General features: G+C 70.4%; 17 protein-coding genes and 1 pseudogene. 11 read left to right on the top strand and 7 right to left on the bottom strand.

Annotated features, from left to right (window positions below; genetic code table 11):
* Positions 1-1,243 (bottom strand): phenylacetate--CoA ligase PaaK (gene paaK, locus AC31A1_RS21280; RefSeq protein WP_489654827.1); only part of this gene is annotated, 1,243 nt, incomplete at its 3' end.
* A gap of 139 nt (positions 1,244-1,382) precedes the next feature.
* Here paaK and AC31A1_RS21275 point away from each other — a divergent pair.
* The 3 genes from AC31A1_RS21275 to AC31A1_RS21265 all read left to right on the top strand — a co-directional run bounded on the left by AC31A1_RS21275 (position 1,383) and on the right by AC31A1_RS21265 (position 3,575).
* The gene (locus tag AC31A1_RS21275) at positions 1,383-1,841 is read left to right on the top strand and encodes a bacteriocin immunity protein (RefSeq protein ID WP_489654826.1); all 459 of its coding nucleotides are present in this window, start codon (positions 1,383-1,385) and stop codon (positions 1,839-1,841) included.
* Positions 1,842-1,921: 80 nt separating this feature from the next.
* Entirely contained in the window at positions 1,922-2,785 is an 864-nt protein-coding gene (locus AC31A1_RS21270) for an alpha/beta fold hydrolase (RefSeq protein WP_489654825.1), read from the top strand.
* Positions 2,786-2,822: 37 nt separating this feature from the next.
* Positions 2,823-3,575 (top strand): alpha/beta fold hydrolase, encoded by a 753-nt coding sequence (locus tag AC31A1_RS21265; protein ID WP_489654824.1) that lies wholly within the window; start codon positions 2,823-2,825, stop codon positions 3,573-3,575.
* Here AC31A1_RS21265 and AC31A1_RS21260 read toward each other — a convergent pair.
* Both AC31A1_RS21260 and AC31A1_RS21255 read right to left on the bottom strand, forming a co-directional pair.
* Positions 3,553-5,142, bottom strand: a complete 1,590-nt coding sequence (locus AC31A1_RS21260; RefSeq protein ID WP_489654823.1) for an LTA synthase family protein — start codon at positions 5,140-5,142, stop codon at positions 3,553-3,555. The genes AC31A1_RS21265 and AC31A1_RS21260 overlap by 23 nt on opposite strands.
* Positions 5,143-6,131: 989 nt before the next feature.
* Positions 6,132-7,751, bottom strand: coding sequence for an acyl-CoA synthetase (locus AC31A1_RS21255; protein ID WP_489654822.1), 1,620 nt, complete (start codon positions 7,749-7,751; stop codon positions 6,132-6,134).
* A gap of 167 nt (positions 7,752-7,918) precedes the next feature.
* Between AC31A1_RS21255 and AC31A1_RS21250 the strand changes: the two genes are divergently transcribed.
* The 5 genes from AC31A1_RS21250 (at position 7,919) to AC31A1_RS21230 (ending at position 12,347) form a co-directional block, all read left to right on the top strand.
* Positions 7,919-8,719: a crotonase/enoyl-CoA hydratase family protein gene (locus AC31A1_RS21250; RefSeq protein WP_489654821.1), complete on the top strand. Its 801-nt coding sequence runs from the start codon at positions 7,919-7,921 to the stop codon at positions 8,717-8,719.
* A gap of 113 nt (positions 8,720-8,832) precedes the next feature.
* Positions 8,833-9,795 carry a Zn-ribbon domain-containing OB-fold protein gene (locus AC31A1_RS21245; protein WP_489654820.1) on the top strand — a complete coding sequence of 321 codons (963 nt, stop codon included), beginning with the start codon at positions 8,833-8,835 and terminating at the stop codon, positions 9,793-9,795.
* A complete protein-coding gene (locus tag AC31A1_RS21240; protein ID WP_489654819.1) occupies positions 9,795-10,859 on the top strand; it encodes a thiolase domain-containing protein in 1,065 nt (354 codons plus the stop codon). The genes AC31A1_RS21245 and AC31A1_RS21240 overlap by 1 nt, the downstream gene beginning before the upstream one ends.
* Positions 10,856-12,022 (top strand): thiolase domain-containing protein, encoded by a 1,167-nt coding sequence (locus AC31A1_RS21235; RefSeq protein ID WP_489654818.1) that lies wholly within the window; start codon positions 10,856-10,858, stop codon positions 12,020-12,022. The genes AC31A1_RS21240 and AC31A1_RS21235 overlap by 4 nt, the downstream gene beginning before the upstream one ends.
* Positions 12,023-12,104: 82 nt before the next feature.
* Positions 12,105-12,347 (top strand): DUF397 domain-containing protein, encoded by a 243-nt coding sequence (locus AC31A1_RS21230; protein ID WP_019057879.1) that lies wholly within the window; start codon positions 12,105-12,107, stop codon positions 12,345-12,347.
* A 389-nt stretch (positions 12,348-12,736) separates the two neighbouring features.
* Here the strand turns inward: AC31A1_RS21230 and AC31A1_RS21225 are convergent.
* Positions 12,737-12,946 (bottom strand): annotated as a pseudogene (locus AC31A1_RS21225) (short-chain dehydrogenase); the annotation flags it as partial.
* 408 nt (positions 12,947-13,354) lie between these two features.
* Between AC31A1_RS21225 and AC31A1_RS21220 the strand changes: the two are divergent.
* A complete protein-coding gene (locus AC31A1_RS21220) occupies positions 13,355-14,260 on the top strand; it encodes a universal stress protein (protein WP_489654817.1) in 906 nt (301 codons plus the stop codon).
* A gap of 76 nt (positions 14,261-14,336) precedes the next feature.
* On the opposite strand, the gene AC31A1_RS21215 is transcribed toward AC31A1_RS21220, so the two are convergent.
* Positions 14,337-14,990: a pyridoxine/pyridoxamine 5'-phosphate oxidase gene (locus tag AC31A1_RS21215; protein WP_489654816.1), complete on the bottom strand. Its 654-nt coding sequence runs from the start codon at positions 14,988-14,990 to the stop codon at positions 14,337-14,339.
* Between the two features lie 237 nt (positions 14,991-15,227).
* Here AC31A1_RS21215 and AC31A1_RS21210 point away from each other — a divergent pair, with 237 nt between their 5' ends.
* Together AC31A1_RS21210 and AC31A1_RS21205 are read left to right on the top strand one after the other, a co-directional pair.
* Entirely contained in the window at positions 15,228-18,125 is a 2,898-nt protein-coding gene (locus tag AC31A1_RS21210) for an ATP-binding protein (RefSeq protein ID WP_489654815.1), read from the top strand.
* A 127-nt stretch (positions 18,126-18,252) separates the two neighbouring features.
* Positions 18,253-18,750: a hypothetical protein gene (locus AC31A1_RS21205; protein ID WP_033280692.1), complete on the top strand. Its 498-nt coding sequence runs from the start codon at positions 18,253-18,255 to the stop codon at positions 18,748-18,750.
* 7 nt (positions 18,751-18,757) lie between these two features.
* Here AC31A1_RS21205 and AC31A1_RS21200 read toward each other — a convergent pair whose 3' ends face one another.
* Positions 18,758-20,728 (bottom strand): N-acetylmuramoyl-L-alanine amidase, encoded by a 1,971-nt coding sequence (locus tag AC31A1_RS21200; protein ID WP_489654814.1) that lies wholly within the window; start codon positions 20,726-20,728, stop codon positions 18,758-18,760.
* 314 nt (positions 20,729-21,042) lie between these two features.
* Positions 21,043-22,121 (bottom strand): aminoglycoside phosphotransferase family protein (locus AC31A1_RS21195; protein ID WP_489654813.1); only part of this gene is annotated, 1,079 nt, incomplete at its 5' end.

Below are 22,121 nucleotides of genomic sequence, written 5' to 3'. Positions count from 1 at the left end.
ACCGCTGGATCGAGGCCGTCACCGCGGTCGTCGTCCCGCGCGGCGAGGTCACCGAGGCCCAACTCATCGACCACGCCGCGTCCCGGGTTTCGGGGTCGGCGCCGGGGCGGGCCTCGGCTCGCACGGTGAGGGCGTCGAGGCGGCCCTCGCGGGTGAGTCGAAGCTGGAAGTGGGGTCCGACGCCCGGGGTGCGCAGGACGATCTCCTCGATCTGGGTGGGGAAGAGATTCACCCCGCGCAGGATCACCATGTCGTCACTGCGGCCGGTGACCTTCTCCATGCGCCGGAAGGCAGGTCGGGCGGTGCCGGGAAGGAGGCGGGTCAGGTCCCGGGTGCGGTAACGGACCACCGGCATGGCCTCTTTGGTGAGCGAGGTGAACACCAACTCGCCCTTCTCGCCCTCGGGCAGGACTTCACCGGAGATCGGGTCGACGACCTCCGGGAAGAAGTGGTCCTCCCAGATGTGCAGCCCGTCCTTCGTCTCCACGCACTCCTGCGCGACGCCCGGGCCGATCACTTCCGACAGCCCGTAGATGTCGACCGCGTCGATCGCGAACCGCTCCTCGATCTCCAGCCGCATCTGCTCGGTCCAGGGCTCCGCCCCGAAGATGCCGACCCGCAGAGAGGTCCCGCGCGGGTCCACTCCTTGCCGCTCGAACTCGTCGAGGAGCGTGAGCATGTAGGACGGGGTCACCATGATGATCTCGGGCTTGAAGTCCTGGATGATCTGCACCTGGCGGGCCGTCATACCTCCGGACGCGGGGATGACCGTACAACCCAGTCGTTCGGCACCATAGTGGGCGCCCAGACCACCGGTGAACAACCCATAGCCGTACGCCACATGCACCTTGTCGCCGGGCCGTCCGCCCGCGGCACGGATGGAACGGGCCACCACGTCCGCCCACATGGACAGGTCGCTCTCTGTATAGCCGACCACTGTGGGGCGTCCGGTGGTGCCGCTCGACGCGTGGATGCGGCGGATACGGTCCTCGGGGACGGCGAACATGCCGTAGGGGTAGTTGTCGCGCAGGTCCAGTTTGGTGGTGAACGGGAAATGGGCGAGGTCGGAGAGCGCGCGGCAGTCGTCCGGGTGGATTCCGGCCGAGTCGAAGGAGCGACGGTAGAAGGGCACGTTCGCGTAGGCGTGCCGGAGGGAGGCCCGTAGCCGCTCCAACTGCAGTGTCCTGAGTGCGTGTTGGTCGAGCTGTTCCCCCGGGTCGAGCCCCTCCGCCGCGTCCGCCATCGGCGCACCCCTTCGTTAATCGTGCTATTTCGGGCGACCGATCATTCGGTCGACATGGGATCAGTAATCCAGCCAGCCACCCACGGGGGCAAGAGGCCTGCCCCCACTTTCTCGACGCGTCGCCAGGCAGAATGGGCGCGTGGATCTTCGTCCGGAACTCCTGCCACCGTCCGTGTCCGTGGAGCGAGTTGAGGAACTCAGCCGCGAGACAGAGCGGATCGAGAGCCTCTTCTACGGCGCCGACCGCGCGGCCGTGGAGGAAGCGGTGGCCGCGTTCGCCGAGGCGACGGGGCACGACTGCTCGGCGGCCGACTTCCTGGGCTACGCCGGGTCGCGGACGCGGGAGGAGTTCGCCCTGGAGGCCGCACGCCCGGCGTATCCGCGCGTGCCCGACGTCACCCGCGACGAACTCGTCGAGGTCGTCCGCAGGATCCTGGCCGGGGATGCGGACGCCGAGTACTACCTCCGGCTCTTCACGTCGAACGTGGCGCATCCCGCGGCCTCGGACCTGATCTTCCATCCGCCGTCCGATCTCGCGGACGCCTCCGCCGAGCAGATCGTCGACGCGGCGCTGGCTCACCGCCCCGTCGCCCTCTGAGGAAATCGAGGGCTTGAGGTGGTCGAGGACCTGCGGAACTGCCTTGCACTGAGGCCCGGTTGGCGGTGAGGATCAGCCGCATGCCGACCCTCACCGCCACCGACGGCACCGAACTCGCCTACCACGTCCGGGGCGAGGGCGAGCCGTTGATCGTCCTGCCCGGAGGGCCCATGCGCGCCTCCATCTACCTCGGCGACCTGGGTGGACTGGCCGCACATCGTCGCCTGATCCTGCTCGACCTCCGGGGCACCGGCGACTCCGCGGTGCCGGCCGACAGGACGTCGTACCGCTGCGACCGACTCGTCGACGACGTGGAAGTGTTGCGCGCCCACATGGGGTTGGACCATATGGATCTGCTCGCCCACTCGGCGGGCGGCAGCCTCGCGATGCTGTACGCGGCCCGGTACCCCGAGCGAATCGCACGGCTCACCCTCGTCACCGCCACGCCGTGGGCACTGGGCATGCCGGCCACGCCCGAGGACCGGCTCACCGCCGCACGGCTACGGAAGGGCGAGCCGTGGTTCGAGGCCGCGTACCCGGCGTTCGAGGCATGGCTCGCGGGCACGGGGGACTTCGACCCGGTCTTCGAGCCCTTCTTCTACGGCCGTTGGGATGCCGCCGCCGAGAAACACGCCGCGCTCGCCGACGAGCAGTGCAACGACGAGGCCGCCGACCTGTACTTCTCCGAAGGCGCCTTCGACCCGCCCGCCACCCGGGCCGCCCTCGCGGACCTGCCCGCACCCGTCCTGGTCCTCGCGGGCGAGTTGGACGGCGGCCCCCGGCCCGACCTCGCCCGCCGCGCCGCCGACGTCTTCCGCGACGCGGAGTCGGCGGTCCAGCCGGGCGCCGGGCACTACCCGTGGCTCGACGACCCGGCGTGGTTCGTGCACCGCGTCACCGCGTTCCTCGACGGGAGCGGAGGGGCTCTGCCCTCGGCAGAGTAGGCGGATGACCCGGCGGCCCCCCGGATACGTTCCCGGCATGGACACCGAGAACCGCGCCGTCAAGGCGAACGGCATCACCCTCGCCTGCCGAGCCTGGGGCCCCGAAGGAGCGCCGCCCGTCCTCCTGCTCCACTGCCGTGGCACCGACGGTACCGACTGGACGCCGATCGCCGAGCGGCTCGCCAACGGTCCCGTCCCGTACCGCGTGTACGCCCCCGACCTCCGCGGCCACGGAACCAGCGACTGGCCCGGCACCGAGCCGGGTGCCCCGGCGGACGTGTACGCCTACGAGGCGATGCGGGACGACATGCTCGCCCTCCTCACCGCCCTCGGCATCGAACGCGCCGACGTCATCGGGCACTCCCTCGGCGGCATCGTCGCGTATCTGCTCGCGCAGGAGGCGCCCGGCGTCGTAAGGCGGCTGGTTCTGGAGGACGTGTCCGCCCCGATCGCCTTCGACCCGCCACGGCCGCCCACCGAACGACCGGCGGAGGAGCTGCCGCTCGACTGGGCCATGATCGAGGCCACCGATGCCCAAGCGAACAACCCTGACCCCATGTGGTGGGACCACATGGGGCGGATCACCATGCCCACGCTGGTGATCGCGGGTGGCCCCACCAGCGGGGTTCCTCAGGACCGGGTCGCCGTGCTCGCCGAACGGATCCCCGACGCGCGCCTGGTGACCGTCGACGCCGGACATCTCGTGCACGAGAACCGGCCGGAGGAGTTCCTCGCCGCCGTGGAGGCGTTCCTCGCGGGGGAGCAGGTCACTTCGCGTACGCCGTCATGAAGCGGTCCCGGAACTTGTCCATGCTCAACACCGGTCCGTTGTCGGCGGGCTTGAGGCCGTCCGTCCAGCCCCAGCTGGAGATCTTGTCCAGGACCTTCGGGTCGTGGGCGACGATGGTGATCGGCACGTCCCGGTCGGTGGTGCCGCCGGTGACCGTCGGGACGGGCTGGTGGTCGCCGAGGAAGACGAGGACGGTGTTCTTGTTGCCGTAGCGCTGGACCCACTGGGTCAAGCTGTCCACGGAGTACTGGATGGCCTTGCGGTACTCGGTCCGCACACGCTTCGCGCTCTTCCAGACCTCCGTCGGGTTCGTGCCCTCCTTCTTGATCTGGTTGAAGACCGTGCCGTCGCCGAGCTGGTTCCAGGGGATCGTGTGGGCGATGGGGGACCAGGGGTTGTGGCTGGAGGCCAGGATGATCTCCGCCATGATCGGGTCGCGGTTCTTCTTGCCGTACTCCAGCTTCTCGAAGGACTCCAGGCTGAACTGGTCCGGCACCGGCGTCCAGCTGAAGTACGGGCCGTTGTAGCCGAGGTGCGTGGAGTCGTAGATGTTGTCGAGGCCGAAGTACTTGCCCTCGGGCCAGGACTTGCGCACGCCGGGGACGATGCCCACCGTGCGCCAGGCGCCGGTCTTCTGGAAGTAGCTGGTGAGAGTCGCGCGGGTGCTCGTCGTCACGGTCCGGTACCGCTGCTGGTTCTTGATCCACAGGCCGGACAGGAACGTCGAGTGCGCGAGCCAGCTGCCGGCGCCGGTCACGGGCGACCTGAGCCACGCGCTGCGCGACGAGAAGCCGGCCGCCTTGAGCCGGGCGTCGCCCGCCGTGAGCGTCTTGTCCATTTCCGGTGCCATCGTCGGGTCGTCGAGCGCGACCCGGCCGTAGCTCTCGATGAAGGTGAACAGCACGTCCTTGCCGCGCAGTCCGGTCAGCAGCTGGTTGGGCGGGGTCTTCGCGAAGGCGTCCACGGTGAGCTGCTTCTTGAAGACGTCGGCGTCACCGAGACCCTCGCGGACGTACTTCACACGGTTGCTGAGGAACTGGCTGTAGCCCTTGGTGGCGAGCGTGACCCCGCCGACCTGCACGCTCAGGGTGAAGCACATGATCCACACGACACCGAGGACAAGTGTGGTGCGTACGGCCATGGGGCGATGCCTGGCCATCACATCCGCCAGCCGCACCATCGCGAGCGCGCTGCACGCGAGCACGGCGATCAGCAGGACGATCACCCCGATGATCGCGAGCACCTCGCCCGAGCGACCGAACGAGTCCTTCATCCAGTCCGCCGCGTCGCTCAACAACACCCAGTCGAAGACCAGGTCGAACGGCCGCGCCAGCGTCTCGTAGAAGCCCATGTCGAGGCACTTCAGGACGGTGGACAGCCCGACGAACGCACCCAGCACGACGGCGGTGATCCGCCGGGCCCGCGACGGTAGCGCCAGCAGCACGACCGCGAGCACGATCAGCTCCACGGGCAGCCGGAGGAACGACTCAAACGTCATCCGGTCCAGCCGGTCGGGCACGACCAGCGCGACGACCAGCAGCGCACCGGCCAGCACGCTCGTACCCACCCCTACGGCACGTGCGGAGCGGGGGTAACGGCGACGCCAGCCGAACCAGCCTGCGCGGAGGGGGAGTTGGGACGAATGCTCGGTGGGGTCGGTGTGGTCGGCTGGCGCGGCGGACGCTGCGGGCTCAGCGGTCTCGCTTGGTGCGGTTGGCTTTGCGTGGTGCGCGGGGTCAGTGGTCTCGGCGGGGGCGGCGGAGTCTGGTGAGGCACCGGTCTTTGCGGTCTCGCCGGGTCCGGCCGACCCTGTGGGGGCTGCGGATTCCGTGGACTCGGCGGAACTTGAGGGTTCGCTGTGCGCGGCGGACTCAGCGGGTTCTGCGGACTCGCCGGGCTTGGCAGGCGCGGCGGCCTCAGCGTGCTCGGCGGGGTCTGCGACCTCGCTGGGCTCTACGGGCTCGGCGCGCTGGGCGGGTTCAGCGGGCTGGGCGGATCGTGTGGGTTCAGCGGGCTCTCCGGGCTCCGCGTCCTCGGCGGACCGTGCATCGTCGGCAGCCTCTGCGGGTTCAGCGGGCTCGTCGGACCCTGCGGATACGGCGGGTTCAGCGTGCTCGGCGGACTTGGCCGACTCGGGAGCGTCGGCCGAACCGTCCGCGTCGGCGGAGCCAGCCGCATCGGTTGCGGCGGCCAGGGCAGCGGAGTCAGCCGAATCGGCTGGGCCAGCTGCCTCGGTCGCGTCGGCCGTTTCACCCGCGTCGATCGCCTCAACCGACTCTGCCGACCCGGTCGCGTCAGCCGATTCCCGTGCCTCGGGTGGCTCCTGTGGTTCGGGCGGTGTGGCGGCCTCCGTTGCCGCTGTCGGGTCGGTCTCCCCGGTGGCTTTCTGCTGCGCCAATGGGTGAGAGCGAGTGAAGAGCGGCACCCGAACGTCCTTCCGTGCTGAGCCCGGTGACGGCATGGCGGACCTGGCCCGGGCCACCACATCCGTCACCACCAGTACGGGCGCACGCTACCGTCAGTTCAATCCGGCCTGCGCGTTGACCCACTGTTGACTCACTGATCTGCGGAGACCGCCACCTCCCGCGCCCACCGGTAGTCCGCCTTGCCGCTCGGCGACCGCTGGATGGACTCCGCGATCACCAACTGGCGCGGGATCTTGTACCCGGCGAGATGGGTACGGCAGTGCGTCTGGATCTCGTCCAGCGACGGCCGTTCCGCACCCGGCCGCAGTTGTACGACGGCGGCCACATGGTTGCCCCACCGCACGTCCGGCACCCCGGCCACCAGCGCGTCGTAGACGTCCGGATGCGATTTGAGCGCCTGCTCGACCTCCTCCGGATACACCTTCTCCCCACCGGTGTTGATGCACTGCGAGCCGCGCCCGAGAACCGTGACGACGCCCTCCTCGTCCACGGTCGCCATGTCGCCGAGCAGGACCCAGCGCCGGCCGTCCTTCTCGAAGAAGGTCTCGGCGGTTTTCCTCGGATCGTTGTAGTAGCCGAGCGGTACGTGACCGCACTGGGCGACCCGGCCGATCTCACCGACGGCGGCCGGTTCGTACGTAGCCGGATCTACCACCTGGGTGCGGGAGTTGACGCGGATGCGGAACGACTTCCCGGCGCCGGAATCGGCCGTCGCCGTGCCGTTGAAGCCGGACTCGGAGGAACCGTAGTTGTTCAGCAGCATCGTGTTCGGGAGCAGCTCCTGGAACTGCCGGCGCACCGTCTCCGACATGATCGCGCCCGATGACGACACGCTGAACATCGATGAGCAATCGGTGCCCTTCATAGGACCGTTGAGGGCGTCGATGAGCGGGCGCAGCATCGCGTCGCCGACCAGGGACATGCTGGTGACCTTCTCCTTCTCGATGGTCCGCAGCACCTCCTCCGGCACGAACTTGCGGTGGATCACGATGCGTTGGCCGAAGTTGAAGCCGATGAACGCGGTGAGCGTGGAGGTGCCGTGCATCAGCGGGGGAGTGGGGAAGAACGTGATTCCCGCCCCGCCGGCCGCGACCCGCTCGGCCAACTCCTCTGGTTTCTTCACCGGTTCACCCGTCGGCGCACCACCGCCGAGCCCCGAGAAGAACAGGTCCTCCTGCCGCCACATCACACCCTTGGGCATCCCGGTCGTACCGCCGGTGTAGATGATGAACTGGTCGTCCGCCGACCGCGCCGGGAACCCGCGCTCGGGAGACCCTGCGGCTTCGGCGTCCGTGAAGTCCACGGCGGGTACGTCCGGCCCGTCCGCCTGCGCCGCTCCCACCCGTACCAGGTGCCGCAGTTGCTCGACACGCGGCAGCGCGGCCGCCACCCGCTCGGTGAACTCCGTGTCGAAGACCAGCGCCACGAGATCGGCGTCCCGGTAGAGGTACACCAACTCCTCTTCGACGTAGCGGTAGTTGACGTTGACCGGTACGACCCGCGCCTTGAGGCAGCCCAGCACCGTCTGCACGTACTCGATGCCGTTGTAGAGATGGAGCCCGAGGTGCTCACCCGGGCGTATCCCGGCGTCGATCAGATGATGGGCGACGCGGTTCGCGGCCGCGTCCAACTCCGCGTAGGTCAGGCGGCGTTCCGCGCCCGTGCCCGGGTGGTCGATGTACACGAGCGCCTCGCGGTCCGGGACCACGTCGACGACCGACTCGAACAGGTCGGCAATGTTGTACTCCACCACTCCTCCTGACGTCGGTTCGCCGGTCATCAGAGCAAAGGGCGCGGCAACTGTGAAGGGTCCGCGCAGAAGAAATCTGACTGAGTGTCAGAAACCCCTTGTACTGGCAGGGCGCCTCCTGCAACCTGTTCTCGTTCCGGAGGCGGTACGGCGACGGGAGGACGACCATGAGCGGTACGGAACACCTGACCGTGCGGCGCGAGGGCGCCACACTGGTGCTCACGCTCAACAGGCCCGAGGCCAAGAACGCGCTCTCGTTGCCGATGCTGGTCGGCCTCTACGACGGCTGGGTCGAGGCCGACGCGGACGACGCGATCCGCTCGATCGTGCTGACCGGGGCGGGGGGTGCGTTCTGCGCGGGAATGGACCTCAAGGCGCTGGCCGGGAAGGGCATGGAGGGGCAGCAGTATCGCGATCGGCTCACGGCTGATCCGGATCTGCACTGGAAGGCGATGCTGCGGCATCACCGGCCCCGGAAGCCGGTGATCGCCGCGGTTGAGGGGTATTGCGTGGCCGGCGGTACAGAGATCTTGCAGGGCACCGATATTCGGGTTGCGGGGGAGTCGGCGACCTTTGGGTTGTTCGAGGTGAAGCGCGGGCTCTTCCCGATCGGTGGCTCAACTGTCCGTCTCCAGCGGCAGATTCCGCGTACCCATGCGCTGGAGATGCTGCTGACCGGGCGGCCGTACAGCGCGCGGGAGGCAGCTGACGTCGGTCTGGTCGGGCATGTCGTGCAGGACGGTACGGCGCTTGCCAAGGCGCTGGAGATCGCCGAACTCGTCAATGGGTGTGGGCCGTTGGCGGTTGAGGCGGTCAAGGCGTCGGTGTATGAGACGGCGGAGCTGACCGAGACCGAGGGGCTTGCGGCCGAACTCAAGCGGGGCTGGCCGATCTTCGATACCGCCGATGCGAAGGAGGGGGCCCGTGCCTTTGCGGAGAAGCGGGCGGCTGTTTACAAGCGGGCGTAGGCGCCCTGCAGGTCGGCCGGTTTTCGTCTGCGGGCGCGTTGTGGCTGGTCGCGCAGTTCCCCGCGCCCCTAGGTGGGAGCACTCGGCCCCAACTGTTCAGTTAGGAGAATGCCGTGCCCGAAGTACTCAAAGCCCCCCTCGTCCTCGAATTTCCCTTTACCCGGTCTCTCGGGCCCGTCCAGAGCGCGTTTCTCACCGGGCTGCGCGAGCGTGTCCTCCTCGGGGTGAAGACTGGTGACGGTCGCACCCTCGTACCCCCCGTCGAGTACGACCCCGTTACCGCCGAGGAGATTCGCGATCTCGTCGAGGTCGGGGCCACCGGTACGGTCACCACCTGGGCCTGGAACCACGAACCCCGGCGCGGTCAGCCTCTCGACACCCCCTTCGCCTGGGTGCTGGTCCGGCTCGACGGTGCCGACACCGCCCTCCTGCATGCTCTCGACGCCCCCGGCCCCGACGCCGTGCACACCGGTATGCGCGTCCGCGTCCGCTGGGCCGAGGAACGTACCGGTGCCATCACGGACATCGCCTGCTTCGAGCCGTACGAAGGCGATGGCGATGGTGATGGTGACGAGAGGCGCCACCCCGCCGCCCACAGCGGCGAGTTCGAGGACATGGTCACCGGCATCGTGGCCCCCGCGCGCCTCGACTACGTCTACTCGCCCGGCCGCGCCCAGACCGACTACATCCACGCCCTCTCCGAACAACGGACCGTCGGCGAACGCTGCCCCTCCTGCCGGAAGGTGTACGTCCCGCCGAGGGGTGCGTGTCCCACATGTGGTGTCGCCACAGCGGAACATGTCGAAGTGGGTCCGCGCGGCACAGTGACCACGTTCTGCATCGTCAACATCAAGGCGAAGAACCTCGATATCGAGGTGCCGTACGTCTACGGGCACATCGCCCTCGACGGAGCCGACCTCGCGTTGCACGGACGCATCGGCGGGATTCCGTACGACCAGGTGCGCATGGGGCTGCGGGTCGAGGCGGTGTGGAGTGAGGGCGGCCGTTATCCGGACCACTACCGGCCGACCGGCGAGCCCGACGCGGACTACGACGTCTACAAGGAGCTGCTGTGATGCAAGGAGCCGCCGCGATGCGGGAGATCGCCGTCGTCGCCGTCGCGCAGACCGACCACCGGCGTACCACCGACGAGCTCTCCGAGGTGGAGATGCTGATGCCGGTCCTGCACGGCGTCCTCGAACAGACCGGTCTGAAGACCGCCGACATCGACTTCACCTGCTCCGGCTCCAGCGACTACCTCGCCGGCCGCGCCTTCTCCTTCACTCTCGCCCTCGACGGCGTCGGCGCCTGGCCACCGATCTCCGAGTCGCACGTCGAGATGGACGGCGCCTGGGCACTCTACGAGGCCTGGACCAAGCTGCTCACCGGCGACGCGGACACCGCGCTCGTCTACTCGTACGGCAAGTCGTCCCCCGGCTCCGTACGCGACGTCCTGACCCGGCAGCTCGATCCGTACTACGTCGCCCCCCTGTGGCCGGACTCCGTCGCCCTGGCCGCCCTCCAGGCCCAGGCCCTCATCGACGCGGGCGACACCGACGAACCCGCGCTCGCCGCCGTCGCGGCCCGCAGCCGGACGGACGCGAGCGCCAACTCCCATGCGCAGGTGCGGGGTTCGGCGCCGCAGGGCGACTATGTCGTACGACCGCTGCGCACCGGCGACTGTCCGCCGGTCGGTGACGGCGCCGCCGCCGTGATCCTCGCGGCCGGCGACCGGGCCCGCGAGCTGTGCGAACGGCCCGCCTGGATCAAGGGGATCGACCACCGCATCGAGGCACACGGGCTGGGCGTACGGGAGTTGACCGACTCGCCGTCCACGCGGCTCGCTGCCGAGAAGGCCGGGGCCTTCGAACGGCCCGTCGACACCGCCGAGTTGCACGCGCCGTTCACCGCGCAGGAGGTGGTCCTGCGCAAGGCGCTGCGCCTCGGTGACGACGTGCGCGTCAACCCGTCCGGGGGCGCCCTCGCCGCCAACCCCGTCATGGCCGCCGGGCTCATCCGCATCGGCGAGGCCGCCACCCGCATCCATCGGGGCGAGTCCGACCGGGCCCTCGCCCACGCGACCTCCGGCCCCTGTCTGCAACAGAACCTGGTCGCCGTACTCGAAGGGGATCCGCGATGAGCAAGGAGCCCGTGGCCGTCGTAGGGGTCGGCCAGACCAAGCATGTCGCCGCGCGGCGGGACGTGTCGATCGCGGGGCTGGTGCGGGAGGCCGCCCAACGGGCTCTGGATGATGCCGAGTTGACGTGGGCCGACATCGACGCCGTCGTCATCGGGAAGGCGCCCGACTTCTTCGAGGGCGTCATGATGCCCGAGCTGTATCTCGCGGATGCGCTGGGCGCCGTAGGGAAGCCGATGCTGCGGGTGCACACCGCCGGATCGGTGGGCGGGTCGACGGCGCTGGTCGCCGCGAACCTCGTCGCGGCCCGTGTGCACGGCACCGTCCTCACCCTCGCCTTCGAGAAGCAGTCCGAGTCGAACGCCATGTGGGGGCTGTCCCTGCCGATTCCCTTCCAGCAGCCGTTACTTGCCGGCGCGGGTGGCTTCTTCGCACCGCACGTGCGCGCCTATATGCGGCGTACCGGAGCTCCCGACACGGTCGGCTCGCTGGTGGCGTACAAGGACCGGCGCAACGCGCTGAAGAATCCGTACGCGCATCTCCACGAGCACGACATCACGCTGGAGAAGGTCCAGGCCTCGCCGATGCTGTGGGACCCGATCCGGTACTCGGAGACCTGCCCCTCCTCGGACGGCGCCTGCGCGATGGTGCTCACCGACCGGGCGGGCGCGGCTCGCGCACCACGTCCGGCGGCCTGGATGCATGGCGGCGCCATGCGGAGCGAACCCACACTGTTCGCCGGGAAGGACTGTGTGTCGCCACAGGCCGGCAAGGACTGCGCGGCCGACGTGTACCGGCAGGCCGGGATCGCCGACCCGCGCCGGGACATCGACGCCGTGGAAATGTACGTGCCGTTCTCCTGGTACGAGCCCATGTGGCTGGAGAACCTCGGATTCGCCGAGGAGGGAGAGGGCTGGAAACTCACCGAATCGGGCGTGACCGAGCTGGACGGCGACCTTCCCGTGAACATGTCAGGGGGTGTGCTCTCCACCAATCCGATCGGCGCTTCGGGCATGATCCGCTTCGCGGAGGCCACCCTCCAGGTTCGTGGGCAAGCCGGAGAACACCAGGTGGAAGGCGCTCGACGGGTTCTCGGGCACGCCTACGGCGGCGGATCCCAGTTCTTCTCGATGTGGCTTGTGGGCAGCGAACCCCCTGCCTCCTGAAAGGTCCCCCTCACGTGGCCTGTTGGCATCAGAAACCGATCGCTAGGCTGGCCGCGGACGACGAATCGGGAGGAGCACGGACGTGGCCGAGAGCACCATCCAGCAGCACCCGCTTGCGGGCTGGGACAAGCCGGAGCTGGACCTCAGTGACGCCGATTGGCACTCAGGCAGCCGTGGACTGGGGGATGTCCAGATCGCTTTTGTCGAGGGATTCATCGCGATGCGCAACAGCGGCCGCCCGGAAAGCCCTTCCTTGATCTTCACGCCCGCGGAATGGGGCGCGTTCGTGTCGGGGGCGCGGGAAGGGGAGTTCGACCTCACCTGAAGGTGAAAGATCCCCGGCGAACCATCGGGGGAAGTACGCACAGGCATCTTCAGCCCGGCCTTCACTCGTGAGGGTGGCGGCCGGGCTGCGGGCTGGAGCGGACCACCTTGGGATACCCGTTGCTCGGTCGCGGCGCGCAGTACCGGCAGTGCTCCCCTCTCGGGGGACTGCAGGAGCAGCGGTCGGATCGCCGCGAAAGCTGTGCGGGTGAGGGGAAAGGAGTGCGACATCGCACTCCGGGAGCCGGTGGTGTCGGCACCGCCGGGATGCGCGGCGACCGCCAGTGGCCCGTCGGCCGGCAGCCAGTCGAGGTCATCGAGATCGATCGGGCCGCCCATGCGGTGGTCCGCGCTGCTGACCGTGACGACACGGGAGGCGGGCGAGGCCGGCAGCAGGTCCAGCAGCAGTCCGGTCAGGGCGAACCCCAGGTGGTTGGTTCCGAACTGGAGCTCGTAGCCGTCCGGGGTCGTCCGGTACGGCGTGTACATCACGCCGGCGTTGTTGATCAGTAGGTCGATCCGGGCGTACGTGTCTCCCAGTTCCCCGGCCGTGTCACGGACCGAGGCGAGCGAACTCAGGTCGAGCCGCTCGACGTGCACCCTCGCCGTCGGCGCGACGAGAGCGATCTCCTCCGCCGCGCGCTTGGGAGCAGGCCGGCAGGGTCGGGGTCTGCCGCAGTGAATCCGGGTACCACGGGGATCAGGGCAGCCCAAGGGAGCATCGCCACCGGGGAGTTGCTCAGCAGTCCGCCGGTCAGGGCTCCTGGTCCGATCTAAGGGCCTCGCGCGCGATGCTCGACACCATCATCGCCGCCGCGCCCCCTGAGCACGCCGGGACACCGAGGTCGCCTCGGCCGGGCGTTGCCGAGGCAGGCCGACAGGAAACCCCGGAAGGGTGTCGCACCTGATTTTCCGGACACGCGACCTCGGGAACCCTTCTGGAGCCGGTGCCTGAGCCAGGCTGGCCCCGGAGGGGGAAGGTCCCGTTACTCCCGAGGTGAGGAACCCATGAGCATCCTGCCGGTCATCGCGGCGGTCGACGGTTCGGACGACAGCCTGCGTGCCCTGGACTGGGCCCTCGACGCGGCCCGTGGACGCGGGGCGCCGTTGCGGGTCGTCCATGTGTGGCAGTACGCCGCCGCCTGGACACCGCCCGGTGTCCTGGTCGCCGGACCACCGGAGCCGGACGAGGACGAGGTGCTCGACCAGGTCCGTACATATGTCGAAGGGCGGGCCGACCGGCCGGTCATGGAGTACCTCGGGCTGCAGGGCGCACCGGGCGCCGTACTGCCCGAACTCGGCTCTACCGCACAGCTGTTGGTGCTCGGCTCGCGTGGCCGCGGCGGCTTCGCCAGTCTGCTGCTCGGCTCGAACGGCATGGCCGCCGCACGTGACGCGGACTCCCCCGTCGTCGTGGTGCCCCGGCCCGGGCGCGAGGTGCACGGCGACGTCCCGGCCGAACCCGGGCCCCGCGTGGTCGTCGGCCTGCACGTGGACAGCCCCGACGAGGCCACCCTCTCCTTCGCCTTCGCCGAGGCGGCCCTGCGCGGCGCCCGCCTCCAGGTCGTCGCCGCCTACCCGTGGCCGCCGCAGGCCTGGGCGTCCCCCGGCGAACTCGTCCCGCCGGTCATCGACCAGGACGCCATCGAGAACGAGACCCGCACCCTCACCGACGCCCTCCTCGGCCCGCACCGCGAACACCACCCGGACGTCCCCACCGAGCCGTACGTCGCCCCGGGCGACGCGGCCGGCCACCTCGTCGCCGCCTCCAAGGACGCCGCCCTCCTCGTCGTGGGCCGCCACCGCCGCCGCCTGCTGTCCCCGGCCCGACTCCTCGGCTCGGTCACCCAGGCGGTCCTGCTGCACGCGGCGAGCCCGGTCGCGGTGGTGCCGCCGACGGCATTGGAGGAGTGAGCAAGTCCCTTGTTCCCACGGCGACTTGCTCGACGGTGTCACACCGTACGTGCCGCACCGGCAAGCAGGTCGGCGATCACGGCCACAGCAACTGCCTGCGCCACCCCTCGCCCTCGCGGGCATACACGAGCCGCGTGTGCCGACGTTCCTTGTCGCCCTGCCAGAACTCGACCGACTCGGGCCGCACGGTGTGCAGGGTCCAGCCGGGGGCCACGAGGTCCGGCTCGCCCTCAAGGCGTTCCAGTGACTCCTTGACGGCCGCGTCCCGTTCGGTGAGGTCAGCGAGGGGCTGGGACTGACGGCCGACCAGCGCCTCCGCGCGGGCGCCGGTGCTCCGGGCCAGGAAGTCCGCCGCGCTGTCCGCCTCGCCCGCCGCCACGACAGGACCGCGCACGCGGACCTGGCGGGCGAGCGGCGACCAGTAGAACGTCAGGGCGGCGAAAGGCCGTTGGGCGAGATCGCGGGCCTTGACGCTGCCGCCGTCCGACGCGAACCGCCAGCCGTCGGGGCCAACGCCCTTGAGGATCAAGGTCCTTGCCGACGGGTTGCCGTCGGCGCCGGCTGTCGAGACCGTCATCGCGTGCGGCTCGCGCACCCCGGCCTCCAGCGCCCCCAGCAGCCACTCCGTGAACAGCTCGGACGGGGTGTCCGGCGCCACCAGAGGGTCGAAGACGGGCAGTTCGCCCGCGAAGACCTCCAGGTCGCGCAGTAGTTGCCGTAGATCGTCCATCGACGTTCGCCTCCGAGACTGAGGGGCAGAGCAGTGATCCCATCGTCTGCCTCGGGCAGGATGTGATCAAGCGGGGCCCGCGCCTCCGCCGCCTCCGGCAACCCAGGAGAACCGGCCGGTACGCCTTCGCCGACTACCGGGTCGCGCGACCTTCGGGAAGCGTACGCTGAGGTCCCTGTAGCTCACGGTGCGCGTTCGCTCCCCGCGCGGGCGCACCACCGTGGCAGGGGGTATGGCATGGGGCAGCGGAGTGCACGCAGCAGAAGGACACTCTTCGAACGGGAGAGTGAACTCGCCGCCGTGGACGAGGCGTTGGGCGAACTCACCGGTCTGCGCACGGACGGCGGCGAACCGGGCGACCGGCCGCGCGGCGCGCTGCTCGCCTTCGCGGGACGGGCCGGCATCGGCAAGACCACCCTGCTCACCGAAGTGCGCCGTCGCGCCGCCGCCCAGGGCTGCACGGTGCTCTCCGCGCGGGGCGGCGACCAGGAACAGCGTGTCGCCTTCCACGTCGCCCGACAGCTGCTGCAACCGCAGTTCGCCGGGTGGGCCGACGTCGATCTCCGTTCCTCGCTGGGGAGTTGGTACGACATCGTCGGCCCCGCCCTCGGTCTGTGCGCGCCCACCGAAGGCTCCCCGCCTGACCAGCAGGGTCTGCGCGACGGCCTCGACTGGGTGCTCACCCACCTCGCGGTGAAGCGCGCCCCGATGGTCCTCGTCCTCGACGACGCGCACTGGGCAGACCCGGAATCCCTGGGCTGGCTGGCCGCGTTCGCACCCCGCGCCGAACAACTCCCGCTGCTGGTCGTGGTCGCCTACCGGCCCGACGAACTCCCCGACCACGCCGAGTCGTTGAGGGGACTGCCCGGCCGGGCCGGCGGACGCCCCCTCGACCTCGAACCGCTCAGCGTCGCCGCCGTGGCCGACCTGGTGCGGGAGACGCTCGGCGAGCACGCCGACGACGCGTTCTGCCACGAGTGCTGGGCCGTCACCGACGGGAACCCCTTCGAGACCGTCGAACTCACCGCCAAGATCCACGACCGGGGCCTGACCCCCACCGAAGCCGGGGCCCACCAACTGCGCGACCTCGCCGCCGCCGTCAAGGGCAGCGGCCTCACCACCCGCCTCGAACGGCTCGGCACCTCGACCGTCCGCTTCGCCTGGGCCTGCGCGGTCCTCGGCACCGAGCCCCATCCGATGCTCGCCGCCGCCGTCGCCGGACTCGGCCACGAGGAGGCGGCCGACGCCGTCGACGCGCTGCGCGGCGCCCGCATCTTCACCAGCACGCTGACCGCGGCGGACACCCTCGAATTCGTGCACCCGCTCATCGCCACCGCCGTCTACCGGGCCATCCCCCCTGGCGTCCGCGTGGCCCTGCACGGCCAGGCCGCCTGGTGCGTCATCAACGAGGGCCAGGGTCCTTCCGCCGCCGCCCGCCACCTCATGGAGACCCACCCCGACGGCGACAACTGGGTGGTCCAGCAACTCCGCGCGGCGGCCGGCGAGACCCTGCGCGCGGGCGCCCCCGACACGGCCCGCAGCTACCTCGCCCGCGCCCTGCGCGAACCCCCGCCCTTCGACGACCGGGCCGCCGTCCTGTACGAACTGGGCAGCGCTTCCCTGCTCACCGAACCGGCGACCACCGTCAACCATCTGCGGGCCGCCCTCGAAGAGCCGATCAGCGACGCGGGCCTGCGGCAGAACATCGTCTACCGCCTCTCCCAGGTCCTCGCCCACAGCGACCGCCTCGCCGAGGCCTCCGACACCCTCGCCCGCGAGATCCGCGTCACCGGCGACGCCCGGGTCAAACTGCGCATGCTCTCCGAGCAGTTCATGTGGGACGCCTTCCGCGCCGACGAACCCGACCACCCCTCACGCTCCCGCCGCCTCACCAAACTCGCCGACCGCCTCAAGGGCCGCGACCTCACCGAGCGGTACATCATCGGCCTGCGCACCTGGGACGCCGTACTCCGTGGTGAACCCGCACATGTGGCCCTGCACCATGCCGAACGCGCGTTGAGTGGTGGTCTCGGCTGGGCGGAGGCCGACCGCGGCTTCGAGGTGCCGGTGCTGGTCGCCCTCACCTTCATGTACTGCGACCGGCCGGGCCGCGCGGAGGAACTCTTCGCCACCGGCATCGCCGACTTCGAACAACAGGGCTGGCGCGGCGCCCACCTGTCCTTCGGATACACCTTCCTCGGCTACCTCCGCTACCGGCGCGGCCGCCTCGCCGAGGCCGAGGACTTCGCCCGCGCGGGCCTGCGCCTCGCCGAACGCGTCGGACCCGGCACCCCCGTCTACTGGTACGGCACCGGAATCCTCATCGAGGTCCTGCTGGCCCGCGGCCGGGTCGCGGAAGCGGTACAACTAGCCGAGGACCACGCCTTCGCGGAACCCTTTCCGGCGGCCGTCGTCTTCCCGGACGCCCAGACCGTCTACGGCGAACTGCTCCTGGCCCGCGGCCTCGCGAAGGAGGCTGCTGCCGAACTGGCCGCCGCCGGCCGCCGTTTGGACCCGCGCGGCATCCGCAACCCCGCGTGGTGCCCCTGGCAGCTCCACCTCGCCCGCGCCGAACGCCACGACACCCCCGAGCGCGCCGTCGCCACCGCCCATGAAGCGGTCGCCCGCGCCCGCCAGTTCGGCACCCAGTCCGCCATCGGCCAGGCCCTGCGCATCGCCGCCGAGGTCTCCACCGGCTCGGCCCGCGCCAAACTCCTGGAAGAGTCCGTCACCCACCTCGAACGCTCCCCGGCCGCCTACGAGTTGGCCTGCGCCCTCGTCGCCCTCGGCACCGAACTCCGCCGCGTGGGCAGGTCCAGGGAAGCCGGCGACCACCTCTACCGAGGCCTCGACGCAGCCGTCCAATGCGGCGCCGACGGCCTCGCGGACACGGCCCGCGCCGAACTGGCGGCGGCAGGCCTACGCCCCCGCCGCCTCCACAGCACGGAAACCGACACCCTCACGACCCGCGAGCGCACCGCCGCCACCCTGGCCGCCGACGGCCACACGGACGCCGAGATAGCCGTAGAACTCCACACGGACGAGCAGACGGTGGTGCGCTTGCTCTCAGCCGTCTGCCGCAAGGTGGGCACGGAACGCTCAGGGTTGGAAACGGCACTGATCCAGCCAACGTAGGAGCCACCCACCCAAGGGGCGCGAGGAACTGCGCGACCAGCCCCCACTCACCCGCACCCGAACGACGAACCCCACCCGGCACCCGGCCACGGCCACATCGCCGAACGGCACCCCGTACCATTGCTGCATGTCGTTCCTCCGCCGCCGCAGCGCCACCCCCGCCGGCCCCGAATTCGATGTGCTGGCCATGGACCCGGGCGACTGGCCCGGCAACCTGGGTGCCGGTCTGCTGCCCGCACCCGACGGCACCTGCCAGGGCGTGTTTCTGCGGTACGACCTGTTCGGCGGCCGCGGCCCCGCGATGGTCATCGGCAATCTGCCGGAGGGCTCCCCGGCCCGTGACGTCGCCGAGGACGAGATCCCGTTCGAGGTCGCGCAACTGCTCCTCGCGCTGGAGAACGACGAGGAGGTGACCGTCGTAGGTGTCGAGGACATGCCGGTGATGCAGGGCGACAACCTGCTGATCGTGCGCCGCCTCAAGCTCTCCGAGAGCCGGATCTCCTGCGTCCAGTTCGACCGCAGCGACAACGTCCTGGTCACCATCGCCGCCTGGGACCGCCCCATCACGGACGACCTCTACGCCCTGCTGAAACCGCTCCCGGCGGAACTGTTCCAGCAGGGCTGAGGCACGGCTACCGGCTCGACCGCTCCACGGTCACGTCGGCGGCGCGCACGAACTCCACCCGGTGGCCGTACTGGATCTCGTAGTAGAGATCCTTTCCTACGACGACCTTGTGCGAGTCGGTGGTGAAGGTGACCGCGTAGTAGTACTCGCCGGGCACCTTGTCACCGACCACGTACTTCTGGCCCTTGAGCAGCTTGTACGGCAGCGGGGAGATCGCCTGGGCGGGCACTCCCGTCGGATAGGCCGAGGCCTCCGGGTAGGCGCGGCCGTACACCGGGACGCTGTCGACGCCCTCCTTCGGGGTCACCACCAGACCGGCCGCCTTCACCGCGGTGGGCTGCTTCTCCGGGTTCTTGAACCAGGCCTCCTGACCCAGGTACCAGATCGCGGTCCAGTCGCCGGAACGGTCGGCCACCGCGTACTGCTGGCCGGTGGACACCCGTGAGGAGAGGTCGTTGACCCCGGTCGTCGGGGTCGTCCCGCGGCCGATGTCCTTGATCAGGGGGTAGGTCTCGCCGGGCCCGGAGTACAGCCGGGCCTCGCTCGACCCGTGCACCGCGCACGGCTGTCCCGCGGTGACGCAGCCCGTGTACACCGGCTGGTTGGTGGTGTAGTCGGGGCGGATCGTCACCAGGCCGCCGCCCTTCTTCGCGGTCTGCTTGACGGGGTGGCCCAGCAGGTCGAAGTAGTGCGCCCAGTCCCAGTACGGGCCCGGGTCCGTGTGCATCCCGGGGACCGTGGACGTGGTCGGCCCCGGCACGTTGTCGTGGCCGAGGATGTGCTGCCGGTCCAGCGGGATGCCGTATTTCCTGGTCAGGTACGACACCAGTCGCGCCGACGAGCGGTACATCGCCTCCGTGTACCAGGCGTCCGGCGCCGCGAGGAAGCCCTCGTGCTCGATGCCGATCGACTTGGCGTTGATGTACCAGTTGCCCGCGTGCCAGGCCACGTCCTTGGCCTTCACATGCTGGGCGATGAGACCGTCGGTGGAGCGGATCGTGTAGTTCCAGGACACATAGGTGGGGTCCTGGACCAGGTTCAGGACACCGGCCCACTGGCCTTCCGTGTCATGGATGACGATGTACTTGATGCTCTGCGACGCGGGGCGGTCGCCCAGGTCGTGGTTGCCGTAGTCGTCGTTCCCGAACTGGGAGTACGGCGCCGGGATCCACTCGCAGGACACCTTCTTGGGGCACTCGGTGCCGTCGGCGGAGACCGTGCGCAGGCCGGTCTCCTTCAGCTGCGCGGTGTCGGGCGCGAGGTCCGGCTGGGCGGCCAGCGCGACCTGCTGCCCGGCGTCCGTGGTGCGTGCCTCGCCGGTGTGGATCACGTCGTAGACATCGTTGGCATACGCGGCCGCGGTCGCCGTGTCGTCGGCGCCGGAGAAGCGCGCGATCGCGCCGTACCAGTCGGCCGGGTCCGCGCTGAGCGGCTCACCGAGGTTCTTCTGGGCGTCGGCCAGCAGGGCGGCGCCGCCGGCCACGTTGGCGGTCTCGTCGGTACGGAGGTCGGTCGCCGGAAGGCCGGTCAGTTCGGCCGCCTTCGTCAACGTCTTGAGGCGGGCCGGGAGTTGGGAGTCCGCCGGGATCTGTGTGGTGGGGTGCAGGGCGGGGCGGGCGCTGTCGCCGCGGGCGTCCTCGGTGCCCTCACTCAGGTGCTCCGTCGCGGCGAGGGCGGTGCGGGCGTCGGTGAGGTGCATCGGGCCGTAGCCGCCGGTCAGACTCGGCGCTCCGCCGTGCGTGTCCCAGCGGGACTGGAGGTAGGAGACGGCCAGCAGCACCGTCTGCGGCACGTGGTACCGGGCGGACGCCGACGCGAACGCCCGCTGGAGGGTGGCTGAGGAGGAGTCGGTGGGGCTCTCCGAGGGGGCCGCGCCCAGCAGGGGAAGCAGCAGGGCGGCGGTGGCGAGCGCGCCGGCGGACCGGCGCGCGCGTCTGTGTCCGGGAGAGCGGGTGGGGTCGGTCGAGGATCCTCGCAATGCAGCCTCCTGGGACGGTGGGATTGCCATGAACCGTGCGGGGCCGGGTGTGCGTCAGTGGTACCGGCTGGCCGACGATCCGTCAATCATGCCCAGAGGGAGGCGATTTCCCATGTCAGCGGGGGATGCGGGGAGTTTCGTGGCGGTGGTGTCCGGGCCTGCGGGGCGTCAGTGGAGTACACCAATGGGGGAGTGCGGCGGGGGCTCGGGCAGATATATGTAGGCCGGACACATAGAGGCTGGCCATGTGTCGGCCGGACATACGACGGTCCGCGGTACGCCGCTGCAGGGCGTACCGCGGACCGTCGTCCCCGTCAGCGAGTGCCGACCGCCGCACGCACGGCCCGGCGGGCCATCTGGCAGTCGTCGTGCAGCCGCCTCAGCAGCAGCCGTTGTTCCTCGCCGGACGGCGCAGCACCCGGGTGGGCCACCACTCCCGGTGCCGCCGGGGCCGAGTCGTGCATCGAACGCTGCACGGCCGTCTCGTAGGTACGGATCTCGCGGGTCAGCACCAGCATCAGGTTCACCAGGAACGCGTCACGTGACGCCGGTCCCGCCGACTGCGCGATCTGACTGATCTGCCGCCGGGCCACCGGCGCGTCCCCGAGGACCGCCCACAGCGTGGCCAGGTCGTAGCCCGGCAGGTACCAGCCCGCGTGCTCCCAGTCCACCAGCACTGGACCGGCCGGTGAGAGAAGGATGTTGGACAGCAGGGCGTCACCGTGACAGAACTGGCCCATCCCGCCGCGGCCCGCCGAGTGCGCGATGCCGTGCAGCAGTTTCTGCAGGTCTCCCATGTCCCGGTCGGTGAGCAGCCCCAGCTCGTGGAAGCGGGAGATACGGGCCGCGTAGTCCAGCGGGGCGTCGAAAGTGCCCGCCGGCGGCCGCCAGGCGTTCAGCCGGCAGATCGAGCCGAGCGCCGCCCGGATGTCCGCGCGCGGCGGGGCCTCCGCCGGGTGCCGGTGCAGCGCCGCCACCCGGCCCGGCATCCGCTCGATGACCAGGGTGCAGTTGTCCGGGTCCGCCGCGATCAGCCGCGGCACCCGCACCGGCGGGCGGTGCCGGACGAACGATCGGTACGCGGCTATCTCGTGCCGGATCCGCTCGGCCCACGCGGGGGAGTGGTCCAGTAAACACTTCGCAACGGCCGTGCTGCGTCCGGTCGTTCCGACCAGGAGCACGGAGCGCCCGTTGCGGCGTAGCACCTGCACCGGAGCGAACTCCGGGCAGATCCGGTGCACCGACGCGATCGCCGTACGCAGTTGGGCGCCCTGAGGGCCGGACAAGTCGAGTCTCCCGCTGAGGGGTTGGGGGCCGAGCCCGGGAACGCGCCGCGGCCTGCCCGCACCGAGCACGGGGGCGGCCGCCGGCCGCGCCCGTGCTCGGTGCGGGC

The organism is Streptomyces sp. P5F9 (genome assembly GCF_057961495.1).
This window is presented reverse-complemented; position numbering and strand designations above follow the sequence as displayed.